At 59.7% G+C, this 14,157-nt stretch carries 14 protein-coding genes; 6 read left to right on the top strand and 8 right to left on the bottom strand.

Features of this window, described 5'->3' with window-relative positions; all coding sequences use genetic code 11:
- Window positions 1–115 precede the first annotated feature (115 nt).
- From AB4N44_RS28570 to AB4N44_RS28560, 3 genes are all read right to left on the bottom strand, one after another.
- Complete coding sequence (locus AB4N44_RS28570; RefSeq protein WP_460111031.1) at window positions 116–1,396, bottom strand: HAAAP family serine/threonine permease; 1,281 nt, start codon at window positions 1,394–1,396, stop codon at window positions 116–118.
- A gap of 233 nt (window positions 1,397–1,629) precedes the next feature.
- Window positions 1,630–1,812, bottom strand: coding sequence for a hypothetical protein (locus AB4N44_RS28565; RefSeq protein WP_150751816.1), 183 nt, complete (start codon window positions 1,810–1,812; stop codon window positions 1,630–1,632).
- 69 nt (window positions 1,813–1,881) lie between these two features.
- Window positions 1,882–2,076: a hypothetical protein gene (locus AB4N44_RS28560; RefSeq protein WP_034152472.1), complete on the bottom strand. Its 195-nt coding sequence runs from the start codon at window positions 2,074–2,076 to the stop codon at window positions 1,882–1,884.
- Window positions 2,077–2,326: 250 nt separating this feature from the next.
- Between AB4N44_RS28560 and AB4N44_RS28555 the strand changes: the two genes are divergently transcribed.
- From AB4N44_RS28555 to AB4N44_RS28535, 5 genes are all read left to right on the top strand, one after another.
- The gene (locus AB4N44_RS28555; RefSeq protein ID WP_127926760.1) at window positions 2,327–2,710 is read left to right on the top strand and encodes a tautomerase family protein; all 384 of its coding nucleotides are present in this window, start codon (window positions 2,327–2,329) and stop codon (window positions 2,708–2,710) included.
- A 218-nt stretch (window positions 2,711–2,928) separates the two neighbouring features.
- The gene (locus AB4N44_RS28550) at window positions 2,929–3,453 is read left to right on the top strand and encodes a cysteine hydrolase family protein (protein WP_460111034.1); all 525 of its coding nucleotides are present in this window, start codon (window positions 2,929–2,931) and stop codon (window positions 3,451–3,453) included.
- A gap of 345 nt (window positions 3,454–3,798) precedes the next feature.
- Window positions 3,799–4,281 carry a DUF4822 domain-containing protein gene (locus tag AB4N44_RS28545; RefSeq protein ID WP_127926758.1) on the top strand — a complete coding sequence of 161 codons (483 nt, stop codon included), beginning with the start codon at window positions 3,799–3,801 and terminating at the stop codon, window positions 4,279–4,281.
- Between the two features lie 15 nt (window positions 4,282–4,296).
- Window positions 4,297–4,725, top strand: coding sequence for a hypothetical protein (locus AB4N44_RS28540; RefSeq protein WP_127926757.1), 429 nt, complete (start codon window positions 4,297–4,299; stop codon window positions 4,723–4,725).
- A gap of 171 nt (window positions 4,726–4,896) precedes the next feature.
- Window positions 4,897–5,865, top strand: a complete 969-nt coding sequence (locus AB4N44_RS28535; RefSeq protein ID WP_150773967.1) for a 2-hydroxyacid dehydrogenase — start codon at window positions 4,897–4,899, stop codon at window positions 5,863–5,865.
- Here AB4N44_RS28535 and tssA read toward each other — a convergent pair.
- From tssA to AB4N44_RS28510, 5 genes are read right to left on the bottom strand one after another with little or no spacing between them, the layout of a single operon-like run.
- Window positions 5,862–6,944 (bottom strand): type VI secretion system protein TssA, encoded by a 1,083-nt coding sequence (gene tssA / locus AB4N44_RS28530; protein ID WP_127926755.1) that lies wholly within the window; start codon window positions 6,942–6,944, stop codon window positions 5,862–5,864. The two genes, AB4N44_RS28535 and tssA, sit on opposite strands and share 4 nt — an antisense overlap.
- Entirely contained in the window at window positions 6,941–10,765 is a 3,825-nt protein-coding gene (locus AB4N44_RS28525; protein ID WP_460111036.1) for a type VI secretion protein IcmF/TssM N-terminal domain-containing protein, read from the bottom strand. Before AB4N44_RS28525 ends, tssA begins: the two co-directional genes overlap by 4 nt.
- Window positions 10,762–11,526, bottom strand: coding sequence for a DotU/TssL family secretion system protein (locus AB4N44_RS28520; RefSeq protein WP_460111038.1), 765 nt, complete (start codon window positions 11,524–11,526; stop codon window positions 10,762–10,764). Before AB4N44_RS28520 ends, AB4N44_RS28525 begins: the two co-directional genes overlap by 4 nt.
- A gap of 18 nt (window positions 11,527–11,544) precedes the next feature.
- A complete protein-coding gene (gene tssK / locus AB4N44_RS28515) occupies window positions 11,545–12,876 on the bottom strand; it encodes a type VI secretion system baseplate subunit TssK (RefSeq protein WP_460111040.1) in 1,332 nt (443 codons plus the stop codon).
- Window positions 12,877–12,922: 46 nt separating this feature from the next.
- The gene (locus AB4N44_RS28510; protein WP_316918068.1) at window positions 12,923–13,369 is read right to left on the bottom strand and encodes a type VI secretion protein; all 447 of its coding nucleotides are present in this window, start codon (window positions 13,367–13,369) and stop codon (window positions 12,923–12,925) included.
- A gap of 227 nt (window positions 13,370–13,596) precedes the next feature.
- Here AB4N44_RS28510 and tssB point away from each other — a divergent pair, with 227 nt between their 5' ends.
- Entirely contained in the window at window positions 13,597–14,139 is a 543-nt protein-coding gene (gene tssB / locus AB4N44_RS28505) for a type VI secretion system contractile sheath small subunit (RefSeq protein ID WP_127926750.1), read from the top strand.
- The last annotated feature ends 18 nt before the right edge of the window (window positions 14,140–14,157 follow it).

The following is a 14,157-nucleotide window of genomic DNA, read 5'->3' as shown; positions in this document are numbered from 1 at the left end:
ACGCCGCCCATCGTGAGATGAGCGGCGTTTTTTTATGCCTGTTGCGTAAGCATCACGCTAAACATTGTGGGAGCGAGCCTGCTCGCGATGGCAGACTCGCAGCCGCACAGATCAGTCAGACAGCCAGCTTGTACACCAGTGCCGAAATCGCTACCAGACCTACAGCCGTGACAAACACGTTGGACGCCTGACCACGATAACGCGCCATCGCTGGCACTTTACGGATGGCGTACATTGGCATCAGGAACAGAATGGCCGCGATCACAGGACCACCAATGGTCTCGATCATGCCCAGAATGCTCGGGTTCAGGGTCGCGATGATCCAGCAGATCACCAGCATGAACGCCGCCACGATGCGATCCAGTGCCTTGGCGCCCGGACGCTTGCCGCTCTTCACGATCAAGCCTTTCAGGCCTTCACTGGCGCCGATGTAGTGACCGAGGAACGATTTGGAGATCGCTACGAACGCAATCAGCGGCGCCGCGAATTCAATGGTCGGATTGTTGAAGTGGTTGGCCAGGTACGACAGGATCGACAGATTCTGCTCTTTGGCTTCCGCCAATTGCTCCGGCGACAACGTCAGTACGCAACTGAAGACGAAGAACAGCACCATCAGCACCATCAACGCATGGGCGCGGAACAGGATCTGCGAGCTGCGCTCATCAGCATGCACGCCGTACTGACGCTTCTGATCCACTGCAAACGCGGAAATGATCGGCGAGTGATTGAACGAGAACACCATCACCGGAATCGCCAGCCACAGCGTGTGCAGCAGCGCCGACGGTGCCGGCACGTGCGAAGCGGTGGCGAGGATGCCGCCGTTCCAGTGCGGAATCAGGTACACCCCAAGAAACAGCAACGCGACGATAAACGGGTAAACCATCAGGCTCATCGCCTTGACGATCGCCTGCTCACCGCACCGCACCACCGCCAGCAAGCCGAGAATCAGCACGAACGACAGCAGCGCGCGCGGCGGTGGCGTGATGTGCAGTTGATGTTCGAGGAAACTGGCGACTGTATTGGTCAGGCCGACACTGTAGATCAGCAGGATCGGGAAGATCGCGAAGAAGTACAGCAAGGTGATCAGCGCGCCGGCCTTGATGCCGAAATGCTGCTCCACCACTTCCGTGATGTCGGCGCCTTCGCGACCGGACAGCACGAAGCGGGTCAGGCCACGGTGCGCGTAGAACGTCATCGGGAAGGCCAGCAGCGCAAGGATCACCAGCGGCCAGAAGCCACCCAGACCTGCGTTGATCGGCAAAAACAGGGTGCCGGCACCGATGGCCGTCCCAAACAGTCCCAACATCCAGGTGGTGTCCTGGCGATTCCAGCTCGAAAGTTCAGCGGGTGCTGCTGCATCAAAGCGCTCTTCGACGCTATTGGCCTGATCATTCATCCGGTCGGATCTCCGCATTCCGGTCACTTGCCACTCGGTCAGGACGCGTCGGAAAAAACCGACAGACATGCTCCGGCCGAAACAGGGGCGCGATTCTCCGCGATAAATGAGCAGAAGCAAAGACTTAGCTGAGGAATGGTTGTGCGGAGCAGATCCGTTTGGCGTCGTTTTCGGGAAATTATCTGTCGCAAACAGGTATTCGTGATGTCGTTAACAGGCACATGCAAGGGTATTCAGATGGTTCGAGCCAACACCATCACGAAAGCGATCCCCACCGCGCCCATCAACATTCCAAGGCTAAACAGCAAAACCGTTTCACGCCTTTCGGCTTTGCGAAAGGGCTTCATGGCTTCTCTGAACTCAAACTCCTCTTGATACAGTCGGTTTATCCTGGCTCTGCTTTCCTCTGTGCTCATACTGCCCCCTTCCCTTTTTTTGGTGCTCTGAATCAACACGCATGCGCAACTGCAACCTGCTGCGCTCTCTTACAGCTTCAAATAAAGCCCAACGGCGGTGGCAATTGCAGTTAATGCCCCAGCCCCCACCACAAGGGGATACAAGAAAGTCTCAAGTTTCAGTTTTGCTTCCTCCGCCAAAAGCTTGCGCCTCTCCGCGCCGAGCTTTTGGGTTTCCGTTTGTAGCCTTTCGAGTTCCACATTTTTGTGGTCATCCAGATGCATGAACCTTCCTTGGCTGCTGACAGTTAACGCTCGGGAAGTTTTTCCATCCTGGACCACCTCCCATTGCTGCCCCATGATTTCGCGTTAACCGTCTGCCCGATAGCAGATGGCTCTGCCAAATGCGTAGGTAAAATCCGCGAGTTTCGTAGGTAGCCTCATACAAAAACAACAACGAGGTCATCACCCCACACTTTCAATTTGGTTGATATGTTCTAGCGTGAATGAGTCCCCTCCCCCAGAGTCTCTGCCCATGCCCCTCGTTCGCATCGACATCAAACAAAACCCCGACCCCACGTTCGCCAAACGCATCGGCGAGCAGATTTATTCCGCCCTGCGCAGTTGTATCGATGTGCCGGAGCACGACAACTTTCAGATCCTCACCGAGCACGACAGCCAGCATTTCGTCTATGACCCGCAGTATCTGGGAATCCAGCGCAGCGACGGCGTGGTGTTCATTCAGATCACCATCAGCGAAGGGCGCTCGATAGAGAAAAAACAGTTGCTGTTCAAAACCATCGCCGAAAGCCTGCACACCCAACTGGCGGTGCGCCTGGAAGACGTCTTCATCAATCTGGTCGAGGTAAAAAAAGAGAACTGGTCATTCGGCAATGGCGTCGCGCAGTACGTCACTTGATCCGCTCATTGACAGCCCGGTATCAGCGTCAGCATGATCGGCCCATGAACATTCGCGCGCTGCAACTCACCCGTACCACCACGACCGCCACCGGCGGGTCGTGGTGTTTCTGCCTGAGGTAAATCCAGCGCAGCAAACCCAAGGCCCCGCCAGCAATGGACGGGGCCTTGTTGTTTCTCCCGTCCGTGCGGCATCTGCAGCCCCCAAGGAGAAACACCATGCCCGCAGCACTGTTGATCATCGATATGCAGGTCGGTCTGTTCCACGGACCGGAAAAGCCCTACCAAGGCGAACGGGTTCTGGCCAACATCCAGCGCCTGGTCGCTCAGGCCCGCAGGAATCAAGTACCGATCTTCGCCGCGCGCCACACTGGCCCGGACGGCTCACCGATTGCCGCTGGCAGTCCTTTCTGGCAATTACTGCCAGCGCTTGAGCTGGACGCTGAAATCGACACCCTCTTCGATAAATCCCGACCCAATGCTTTCCATGGCACTGACCTTGCGCGGCAACTCCAGGCCGCACAGGTAGAAGAGCTCTATGTGGTCGGCATGAAAAGCCAGTTCTGCATCGACAGCACCTGTCGCAGCGCTGCCGATCTGGGCTTCAGACCATTGCTGGTCGCTGACGCCCACACTTGCATGGACACTGCCGCGCTATCCGCCGAAGCGATCATCAAACATCACAACGCCACCCTCGGTGCCACCTTCGCACGATTAGTCGACAGCGATGAAGTGACGTTCTGAGGAAGTCCTCGCTGAAATTGACGCAACTTGACTTGCTACGGTTGCGTCAACCAGACATTTGTTACGCCATTCCTTGTCCTACAGCGTTGTGTAATCAATTAAGGGGGCCAGCGACATTAACTACCGGAAACGCCAACAAACAAGTCAATCAGCCACCAATCCTTCAGAATGTTCCTACAACTTAAACAGCCAAAAAACTCGCAACAAAACATTACTTAAAATCGAATACCAGCCATTTGTTACAAGCAACTACCCAGCCATTGAACAATATTCCGCAGCAGGTCTATATTTTTATCGCCCTGATTTCAACGACTGACAATTAAAGTGCAATCAAGAGGACACAACATGCAAAAGTACATGATGACCGGCCTGTTGTTGGCCGCGTTGCTCGTCCCGCTCACCAGCGCCAATGCCGACATCCGCGAGCTGGCCTCCTCGCCGCGATGGCTGACGACCAAGGTCTATGTCGACGGCGCCCCTGAAACCGACGTCAAAGCGAAGTACCCCGGTGTCGTTGGCATATCGACGTGGGATCCCGAGCGCAATCGATATGAGTTCTTTTACACCGAGACAGGCGAGTCAAAATACAACAACGGTGGTGGCGGTTATTTCTTTGTCACCGGCGATCAGCAACAGCACATTCTTGTACCCGATATCGGCCCGACCAAAACAGTTGTCAGGCGTCTGGAAACATTGAACAAAATTGAATTCACGTATTCTCGGGAAGTACCCCGCGACATGGTCGACAACAACCCTCTCGTACGCATTCATGTCGTTCACGCGCCCTATACCGGAACGATAGAAACCAAGTCCGCCATCAAACAATAAAACCAGGAGTACGATATGCAAAAGTCACTTAAAACCCTGCTGATGTCGTCGTTACTGATTTCTTCCGTCTATTGCGCCGGGGTCAGCGCGCAAGCCGCTACCCAACCCGCAAAAGATGCCGTCGCCACGGCCGACAACGCGATGATGCTGACCGTGTTTCTGAAACATGATCAAACCCGACCGTTAAGTGAACTCAAGGCCCAGCTCGCACAACAGGGGTTCCATAAAACCTTTCCCCCGGCCGGAGTCGAGGTGGTGAGCTGGAACATCATGATGGGTATCGGCCAGGTCGTGACCGTGCGCTTTCCTGTCTCGCGTCTGGCGGAAGTGAACCTTGCGCTGGAAAACACCGCATGGGGCAGTTACCGCACCGAGTTCTATCCGACCTACGATATCAAGCCGATCGCGATGGCTGAACAAGCCAAAGCCCAAGCGGCCCAATGATGCCGACAGCGCACCGGATCACCGGTGTGCTGTCACCCCTTGCTTCTTGCCCGAAGCCGTCCAGAATCAAAGCACCACTGCGCGAATGACAACGATTGCCAAGTCGCTGCGGATTCAGCACTCTGAAACGACTATCGCGACCTACCCGCCGACGTTCACAGGAGCCGCGCAATGCCCGCAACCGTTCTGGTACTGGTTGAAACCATCAATGACTATTTGCCGATTCTCGAACATCAGGGCTTTCACCTGATTCTCGCCCCCACGCCCGCCGAACGTGCGCACGCCATTGCCTCCCAAGGCAGCCGCATCGATGCGGTGCTGACCCGGGGTCCGCTGGGCCTGACGGCCGAAGAGATCGCCGCCCTGCCCGCCTTGAAGATCATTACCGTCATCGGCGCCGGCTACGAACAGGTCGACCTGCAGGCCGCCAGCAACCGTGGCATTACCGTCACCAACGGCGCCGGGGTCAACGCCTCGTCGGTGGCTGACCATGCAATGGCGATGTTGTTGGCACTGGTCCGGGATATCCCGCGTTGTGATGCCGCAGTACGCCGGGGTGAATGGCCAAAGATCATGCGCCCGTCGCTGGCTGGCAAACGCATGGGGATCCTCGGGCTGGGCGCCGTCGGGTTGGCGATCGCCAAACGCGCGAACCTCGGCTTCGACATGGAAATCAGCTATCACAGCCGCCAGGTGCGCAGCGATGTGCCTTATGCGTTCTGCTCGACACCGACCGAACTGGCCCGGGCTTCGGACTTTCTGATTGTCGCCACGCCCGGCGGCATTGGCACCCAACATCTGGTCACCCGCGCGGTGCTCGATGCACTCGGGCCGAAAGGCTTCATCGTCAACATTGCCCGCGCCAGCGTCATCGCTACGGCGGATCTGATCACTGCCCTCGAACAGCGCAAAATCGCCGGCGCCGCACTCGATGTGTTCGACGACGAACCGCAAGTGCCGGATGCGCTGAAAACCCTGAGCAACGTGCTGCTGACGCCACACGTCGCCGGCCTGTCACCGGAAGCGACGCAAGGCACGGTCGAATTGGTAGGCAAAAACCTCGTGGCGTTCTTCTCCGGCGAGCCGGTACTGACGCCCATTGCGCTGCCACCGAAACTCAGCAACCAGCGCGTGCACTAGAGCACGCCGAGCAACGTCCACAGGCGCCGTGATTCAGCATCGGCGCTGATCAACTCACCCAGCAATTCGCTCAGCGGTTTATTACCCCACTCGACGCCGCGACGGATCAGATAGGGCACGGGACTGTGAGGTTCCGTGCGGGCCAGGTATTCGGCGATCAGCAGCAATTGCCGATACGCTTCCTCGCGGTTGGCCGGTTCGCGAAATACCTGGGCAACCGGCGCTGGCTCTTCAGGCTGTGGCATGGCGACGGGGGCTTCGACCACGGGTGCTGGCGGTGCCGGTTGTTGTGGGTGCATGGCGATAAACTCCTGAACCAGCTTCAGCAGCGCTTGAATGATGTCCTGCAAGGGGCGCAATCCCGGACCTTGCTCACCCAGATAAGCATCGCTCCAGCTGTCGAGTCGTTGCAGGTGTTGCAGGCTCAGCAGCAGGTTGCCCTGGGTGCGCAACCAGAACGCCAGCGGTGTGGCGCGAATCTGGTCGCTGAGTTTTTTCTGTTCGTTGCGTGCAGTTTCTGCCGAGCTTTTGGCATTCTTGCTGTCGTTGACCTGCACTTGTTGAATCTGCAAACGTCGCCAGACTTCCAGGGTATAGGCTTCAAAATCGCTGTTGCGCGTGCCGAACAGCGGCACGCGAGTGAGCAACACTTCACTGTAGCGACGCACCAGCCATTCCAGCGGAATCACGCGCCACGACTGATCGCCCTCCTCGGCTTGCGGATGCAAATGCTCGGGGAAGCGCTCACACAAACCGGCGATCAGCGCCAGGCTGCCGGGCAAACCGTCCAGTGCTTGCAGGTGCAGCCACGCTTCGCCGAGCCAGGCGCTGAGCATCAAGTCCTTGCTGCGTTCGAGCAATAAAGCAGTGGTGAGCTTCTCGACCTCCGGCCAGTTCGCCCGCTTCAGTGTCGACTGCCAGACCCCGGTCGGCAGGCTGGCATCATCCTCGCGGCGCAAGTCGCGCAACTGATCGAATTCACGCTCATAACGCAAATCGACGCCGCAGGGCGCATCCGCGCTGATCGGCGCGAGCAGTTGATCAATCAGGTCTGGCACAGCGGTCGATGGCAGGCTCACAGGTCCTCCTTCTGCGATTCAAGGGCGGCGGTGCTGCCGGTCACCTGAAACGGTGAGCGCGGTGCACGGGTGGGCAACGGTGCAATCGACAGCGGCAATTTCGATCCTTGGCTCATCAATGACAAGCGCACAAACATGCGGGTGAATTCGCTGGTGACGCTGTCGGTCGAGGCGGTCACTGGCAGGCGCAGTGTCAGCGGGAAGTCGGTGTAATCCATGCTCGGCTGACGCTGCACCGAAAAGTGCGCACGCATCATCCGCAGCAGCGACCATGGCCCGCCATACTCCCAACCGGCCTCCAGATCGCGCACCACCAGATTCGGTTGCAGCGGGTCGTTGACCGGGCGTTCCTTGCCGTTGCGCGCCCAGCGCAGGGTCAGGCGGATGGGTTGACCGACCATCCAGCGCAGACTCGGCTGCTCGGCCGCGACCGGGTAGTTGATCTGCTGATTGCCGGCGAGCAAACCCCAGGCAATCACTTGATCGGCACCCTGCTCATTATCGCGATCGGTGCGCCAGCGCACGTCGAGCTCGACGCCGAGGATGCCGCTCTTGTCGCGTACGAACAGCGGCGTCAGCCAGGTGCTGGCCTGCTTCAAACGATTGAGAAAGTCTGCGGCGGCCACGCGCTCCGGCGTCCGATTCGTGGCCAGTCCGGCCTGGGCGACCGGTAAGCGCTTGTCGATCAATTCCAGCAAATACTGAACCCGCGCCGGCTCGGCATCCGGCATCTGCACGCCGTTGGCGAATGGAAAGCGGTCAGCGAGGTATTGATTGAAGTAGTTGGCCAGCTCATTCCACGCGGCTGCCGCCTGTTGCACTTGCAACTGCTGGCAACGCTGCATGGCTTCCTGTTGCAGCTCCACCGCGCGCATCGCCAACGTGCCGCGTCCGCCGGCGACGTTGGCGGTCTGCAACATTTGCAGGCAGGAGTTGACGTCCATTTCGATGAAATCACGGCTGACCAGTTGCTCGATCTGCGCCGGCGAACTGGCCGGATTGGCTTCCTTGTATTTACGCAGTTCATCGTTCAGTGCGCTGAACTGCGTCACGCGTTCGTAATCCAGTGCCGAGAGGTTGGCTTGCTGCGTCGTCAACCACTGTAACGAAGACGTGCGCCGCTCAGTGATGCCGAGCATGGTGTTGAACTGCTGCTTGAGGCTCAGCTTCAGATCCTGCACATCGCTGGCGCCGAACAATTGCAAGCCGAGGTTTTTCGAACCGTCCCACTGGCTGATTTCGGCACGGCCACCGAACAGCGGTTGCGCGGTGATTTCCTCGATCCCCCCGGTAATCTGCGCCATCGCGCGGCGATTGAGCGCCGCTTGCAGGCGCGTGGAGAGATCCGCGCGGTGCACCTCGACAAAGGCTTTCTGCAGGGCCATGGCTTGCTCGGCCTGCACATTGAACACAGCGTAAGGGTGCGCCTGGTCGTTGTGATCCTTGAGGCTCAACCACATTGCCTGGGCGGCGGCACGCTCGGCGGCTTTGAGCACCGCAACGCGATAGTCCGGTGGAATGCGTGGCAGTTCTTCGGCGATGTAGCTGTTGTAGTCGGCGAAATACTTCAGCGACTCATTGAGGTCATCGCCGTCCACGGTCTGGCCTTGCATATTGACGTTGTCTTCGCTGGCACGCAGGGCGACCGAAACGAAGTCACGCTTGAACAGCGCCTGTATCGCGTTATCCAGCTTGATCACTTGTTCCTGCAAGGCCAGCTGCCCGCTGACTTGCTGCACCAGCAGGTTGTCCCGCGAACCGATCTGGGCGATCCATTGATCGCGGAAACTCTGCTGCAAGCGTGACGCTTGCGTGTCGAGGTCTTGTTGGACTTGCGCGCCCAACAATGTGCTCTTGCCCACTTTGGCGAGGAAGTCACCATAACCCGGCACCAATTCCTGGCCCTTGCCGCGACTCCACGTCGAATTGGTCAGGGCGATCGCTGCTTGCAGATCGTCGACCCGCGCGGTCAGGTCTTCCAGCTCCCGCAGGCTGTTGCCGCTGCCGGCTTGCAATTGATCCAGATGCAATTTGAGGTAGCCAGCCTTGCTGACAAAGTTGTCGGCGAGAAAATACTGATCCAGCCAGCGCTGCATCAGTCCGGAAAAATTGCTGACGATCTGCGGCCGGTCGACGCTCAGATCAAGCGCCTGCAAGCTGCCGTCTTCCCCGGCCACGAGTAGCCGATTGTAGAACGCCGCGTAGGGCAAGGTGCCCGTGTTGAGGTTCAGCGACAGCGCGTTGTTGCTCAGTTGCACCAGGTCGTCCAGCGGCGCGCGCGGGTTGTTCTGCACTTGATTGAACAACTGGTTCTGCTGTTCCAGACGCAAGGCCCGATCCACCAGATCGTTCGCCTTCAGATAGTTCTGCCACTGCGCCGGGTCGTCGCTTTCGACGCTGCTGCGCCGATCGGTGCTGCGGATCGCCTTGATCTGCGCCAGTTGCGCGCTCAACAGATCATGCAGCGGCACCATGATGTGGCGCTGGGTGGATTGCAAGACTTGCTGCTCAAGCTGATTGTCGAGCGAGGAAAACCACGACGTCGGAAACACCAGAGAAACATAGTTCCAGTGCGGCGCACGCTCCAGCACGCGCCAGAATGTCTGCACGTTACGCCGGGTCGAGTCGACCCGCTGCGCCTCATCGCTGATCGCCACGTAGCCCTTTTGCGCGCCTTGCATCTGCCGCGCCAGTTCGTGGGCATCCTTGACCGACACGTGCCAGACCCAAAGCATCGCCACGGCCCAGATAACCCCGATCACCAGCGCTACGCCGGCCGTCAGCCGCTGCCAGCGCTGACGCAAACGCAGCAGACGCGGCACGCCTTGCGCCAGCCCGCGCTCGCCGACCAGGCGCTGGCGCCACAACTGGCGCACGAACACGCTTTGCTGCAAGCCGCTGTCGTCGGCGGAGAATCCGTCCTTGGCATCCTCCGAGGCCTGACTGGCGCTGAAATAGACACCGCGAAAACACGGCGCCTCACCCTGAGCGTTGCCTTGAAACACCGGTTCCAGAACACTCTGCAAACCGCGTCGCAAGGTTTCCAGACGCTCCGGCAAGGCGTACAGATCGGCGCTCAACTGGCCGGACAAGGTGCCGATTTCGATGATGGCTTCCGCCACAGCGCGATGGATGCGATCAAGCGCCTGATCGCTCCATTGCCCTTGCCAAACCGCATCGCGCGAATAAGGCGACGACCAGCCAAGGGTTCGTTCGCGGGCCTCGTCGGGCAGCGCGCTGATCAACTCCTGGAACCCCGGCAGTTCTTCAAGTCCGGTGATGACCACATACACCGGCACACTCAAGCCAAAACGTTGCAGCAGATCGATGAAGCGCCGGCGCGCGGCCAGACCGAGGCTGGCAGCCTGTTCGAGATTACTCAGGCGACTGACCGGCACCAGCCAGACCACCCCGTCCAGCGGCCGCTTGCTGCGCATCCGCAAGATCAAACCGAGCAATCGCCACCAGCCGCCACGCTGCAAATGCATACCGTCGTCGGGCAGAAACAATGCCTGCGGCACCACCAGCACAGCGCCTTCCGGGTCCGACCACCAGCGGCCGAACCACGCCGGTTTGTCGGTCGGTTGCAGACGCCATTCACTGACCAGTTGCGTGCCCTGGGTTTCGTCGCCGAGCATCAGCAGCCAGGGCATCTGATAGCGATCGTGACTGCCCTGCTCCTGCTCCATTTGCCGCACGGCTGCGTAGAAACTGCGGATCGCTGCGCCACTCTGGGTGCGCAGCCACCACACCGCCACGGCGATGATCACCACAACCAGCAGCAGAGCGACCACCCACGCGACTATCGTCAGGGTACTCATGAGTCTTGCTCCGCTGGCGCCACCGAGTCGATGATCTGCAGCACCGGGTCCAGCTCCGAACGAATGTCCCGCCAGAGGAACTGGCCAAGCCCGGTCAGTAACAAAACCATCGCCAGAATCCCCAGTGCCAGGCGAAAGCCATCCGGCAGCGCCGTGCGCACCGGCAGTTGCAATGGCGTGGTCAGCGACGGCTGCGCCAGACGCTGACTGACATCGGCATAGCTGGCCTCGTCCTGCCAGGCAAAGGTGTACAGCGCCAGCCGCCATTTCTCCAGTTGCGCCTGACTGTGTTCGCCCCGCAAACGCCCATGGAAACCAAGGATCAGGCACTGCAGATACACGTTGGCCAGATCGCGGCTGGTCGGTTGCTGTTCGTCGAGCAATGTCTGAATCGCCGACGGCACTTGTTCGCCGGCCTGACGACTGGAATACAGACGCGACTCCAAAGGTTTGTCCTGCCACGCCGACTGCCCGGGCCACGGCGTGAACAGCAGGGTTTCGTCGACCAGCGCGACGAACGCATAGACCAGCGCCTTGACCTGATCGGTCGCCGAATCACCGACCCGCGAATAAGCGGTGCGCCACAACCGCTGCGACGCTTGCGTGGACAATTCGACCACGGTCTCCACCAGCGCTGCTTCGTCCTCGCTGTCCTTGGGCAATTGCACCCAGTCCTGTTGCCATTGCTGCCACGTCTGGCGGAACGCGCTGCTCAACGGTGCGTCCTGCAACCCAAGGCTTGCGGCACTTCCTTGCGACATACGGCGTTCCTTGTGTGATCAGGCACTTTCACTGTTCTGGGCGACAAACAGCACCACTTGCCACGGACTGCTGGTCAGCTTCGCCGCCGGTGCCGCAATGACCAGCGGCAGTTGCGCGTCGAACCACGTGCCTTCGGCCGTGATCACAAACAGCCGCGTGTCCTCGCCGACGCTGTAGGCCACCTGTTCGCTGCGGCTCATGACCTGGTGCGGCAAACCGCTCATGCGTTGACGACTGAGCAGCGCAATGTGCGGCGCCGAGGCGATGATCGCGCCACGTAACCAGTCAATTGCCGCTTGTTCGCTGGCACCGTTGGGCATGCGCAGACCGATCACCAGACGCTGACTCGGCTGCTCGTCCGGCAGTTGGATGGAAAAGCTGTGCTCACCGCGCTCGAACGGCAGGCTGCGGTAGCCGGCGCGGATCAGTTCGAGGGTGGTTTCCAGCCATTGCAGCACCACGTCATAACCGCGCTGCAACTCGAGAAAATCCAGCGGTGCAAACGCTGGCACACCGGCCAGCGGATCGAGCGCCGCCCAGGCGCCAGCCAGGCCGAGCAGGTGCACATACAGAGACTGCGGATGAGCAACGCGACTGCTCAGCGCGCCTTCGACTTCCGGCAGGCGTGCCCACAACGCGGTCAACTGCCGGCGGATTTCCAGCGCGTCGTCCTGATTGCCAGCCTGTTGCGCCTGGCGCAAACGGCCGCCGAGAAACAGGCACTTCTCCCGCGCCCGCGCGCAGAGGCCGGCGATGCGTCGCCCCAACGCAGACTCCGGCAGCAGCAGCGGTGTTGGCGCGGTGTAAGTCAGCGGCAGAAAGCCGCCGCCCTCCTTGCGGATTTTCAGCAACGGCAGGCAGATCGAATCGGCTTTGTTCAGTTGCGTGCACAGGCGTGGATTAGGTCGCCACACGGTGATCGACTCAGGAAATTCACCACTGGTGAGATCCGGCAATGCGTCACCCACCACCGATTGCAAGCGGCCCTTGAGCGGCAGCAACTGCCCGGCACGCCACATCGGGCTGATCGCCAGGTACACGGTGACAGTGACATCGTCGGTGGCATCGATCGCCGCACTCACATCCAGTTCCAGTGCCGGCCCGATTCCGGCCTGCAAATCCACCGGCAAGCCGTCGGGCATCGTCCCTTGCAGCGACAAGACGCGCACCACGCCAGCGCTCAGCGCCGAGGGATCGAACTCCATATGGCTGACACCCCAGAACCACGGATTGCACGCCTGCGCCAGATGCGCGCCGAGCGCTTCCGCCCGCAGCCCTTGCAACTGAAAATGCTGTGGCAGCAATTGCATGCCTTCGTGCCAGCAAACCGCGTCAGGTAGCAGACTCATACGACTCCCTTCGACAAGGCCGCAATCCGGCGGCAGCGGTGGTGTGTCAGTGTTCGGCGTTGACCAGGCTCATCTCGCGGCTGTCGAATTTCAGCCACGCCTCACTCTGATCGTCGAGGCGCAAGCGGTGTGCTCCGGGTGTGGTATAGCTGGCGAAGACCAAAAGTCCAGCGGCCTTCTTGCCCCCCAACGGGAAGGGTTGGCGGTCGATGAATTGCCCCGGCACCAGCTCCAGTCCCCACACGCTCATCAACTGACGATAGTCGCGCTGGTACTGTTCGCGCCCGGCGAACCACTGGCTGGCACTGATGCCCGACAATTGCTTGAGCAGGTCGGGGTCGGCGACCGCAATGAAGTCCACGGCAATCGGCGTGTCGTCGTTGGCTTTGGGCGCGACGTCGAGGGTCAGGCTGTCGAGGTCGACCTTCGGCCCGAAGAGTGAGCAACCGGCCAGGGACGCAAACAGCAGTGTTAGAAAAAGTCGTCTACGCAAAATGAATTTTCCTTTTCGCGAACCTGTCAAAAAATGTTTTTGCTTGCATTTTTATAGACCTGTTCTAGCGTCTTGGGTAGTTCGGTTCCTACAGCCGAATCAAGAAGGTTTGTCAAAGGAACGACAGGTCATCTGCCTCCCTTTCTAACCTACGGTCCAGCAAGGGAAAGCGATGAACGGGCCTCCCCGATGCATTGCGCCCGCTCATCGCATCGGAGTCCGCCGACATGGCAGAAAGTACTCAGCACAAGCTCGACCGGGTGCGCCCACCCCGAGTGCAAATCACCTACGACGTCGAAATCGGCAATGCCATCGAGAAAAAGGAACTGCCACTGGTGGTCGGGATTCTCGCCGATCTGTCGGGCAAGCCACTTGAACCTTTGGCAAAACTGACTGAGCGGCGCTTTACCGAAATCGACCGCGACAATTTCAACGACGTACTCGCCTCGATCGGTCCGCGCGCTACGTTGCAGGTCAACAACACCCTCAGCGGCGACGACAGCAAGCTCAACATCGAACTCAATTTCAGACACATCGACGACTTCGACCCGGTCAAGGTGGTGGAGCAAGTCACGCCGCTGCGGCGCCTTTTCGAGGCCCGCCAGCGCCTGCGCGATCTGCTGACCAAACTCGACGGCAACGATGACCTGGACAAGCTGTTGCGCGACGTCATCGCCAACACCGAAGGCCTGCAGGAAATCAAATCGGCCCGCCCAGACACCGCTACCCCGGCAGCTGATGCCGAGGCGCCGGCCGAACCGCAAGCCTGATCGTCCACTTAATCGAGG

The sequence above is a fragment of the Pseudomonas sp. S3_C06 genome, assembly GCF_054667675.1.
This window is presented reverse-complemented; position numbering and strand designations above follow the sequence as displayed.

Bases quoted from the DNA above. Each gene is read 5' to 3' on its own strand.
- AB4N44_RS28570 (WP_460111031.1), bottom strand. From the start codon at position 1,396: ATGAATGATCAGGCCAATAGCGTCGAAGAGCGCTTTGATGCAGCAGCA.
- AB4N44_RS28545 (WP_127926758.1), top strand. From the start codon at position 3,799: ATGCAAAAGTACATGATGACCGGCCTGTTGTTGGCCGCGTTGCTCGTC.
- AB4N44_RS28555 (WP_127926760.1), top strand. From the start codon at position 2,327: ATGCCCCTCGTTCGCATCGACATCAAACAAAACCCCGACCCCACGTTC.
- tssB (WP_127926750.1), top strand. From the start codon at position 13,597: ATGGCAGAAAGTACTCAGCACAAGCTCGACCGGGTGCGCCCACCCCGA.
- AB4N44_RS28535 (WP_150773967.1), top strand. From the start codon at position 4,897: ATGCCCGCAACCGTTCTGGTACTGGTTGAAACCATCAATGACTATTTG.
- AB4N44_RS28565 (WP_150751816.1), bottom strand. From the start codon at position 1,812: ATGAGCACAGAGGAAAGCAGAGCCAGGATAAACCGACTGTATCAAGAG.
- AB4N44_RS28525 (WP_460111036.1), bottom strand. From the start codon at position 10,765: ATGAGTACCCTGACGATAGTCGCGTGGGTGGTCGCTCTGCTGCTGGTT.
- AB4N44_RS28560 (WP_034152472.1), bottom strand. From the start codon at position 2,076: ATGCATCTGGATGACCACAAAAATGTGGAACTCGAAAGGCTACAAACG.
- AB4N44_RS28540 (WP_127926757.1), top strand. From the start codon at position 4,297: ATGCAAAAGTCACTTAAAACCCTGCTGATGTCGTCGTTACTGATTTCT.
- AB4N44_RS28520 (WP_460111038.1), bottom strand. From the start codon at position 11,526: ATGTCGCAAGGAAGTGCCGCAAGCCTTGGGTTGCAGGACGCACCGTTG.
- tssK (WP_460111040.1), bottom strand. From the start codon at position 12,876: ATGAGTCTGCTACCTGACGCGGTTTGCTGGCACGAAGGCATGCAATTG.
- AB4N44_RS28550 (WP_460111034.1), top strand. From the start codon at position 2,929: ATGCCCGCAGCACTGTTGATCATCGATATGCAGGTCGGTCTGTTCCAC.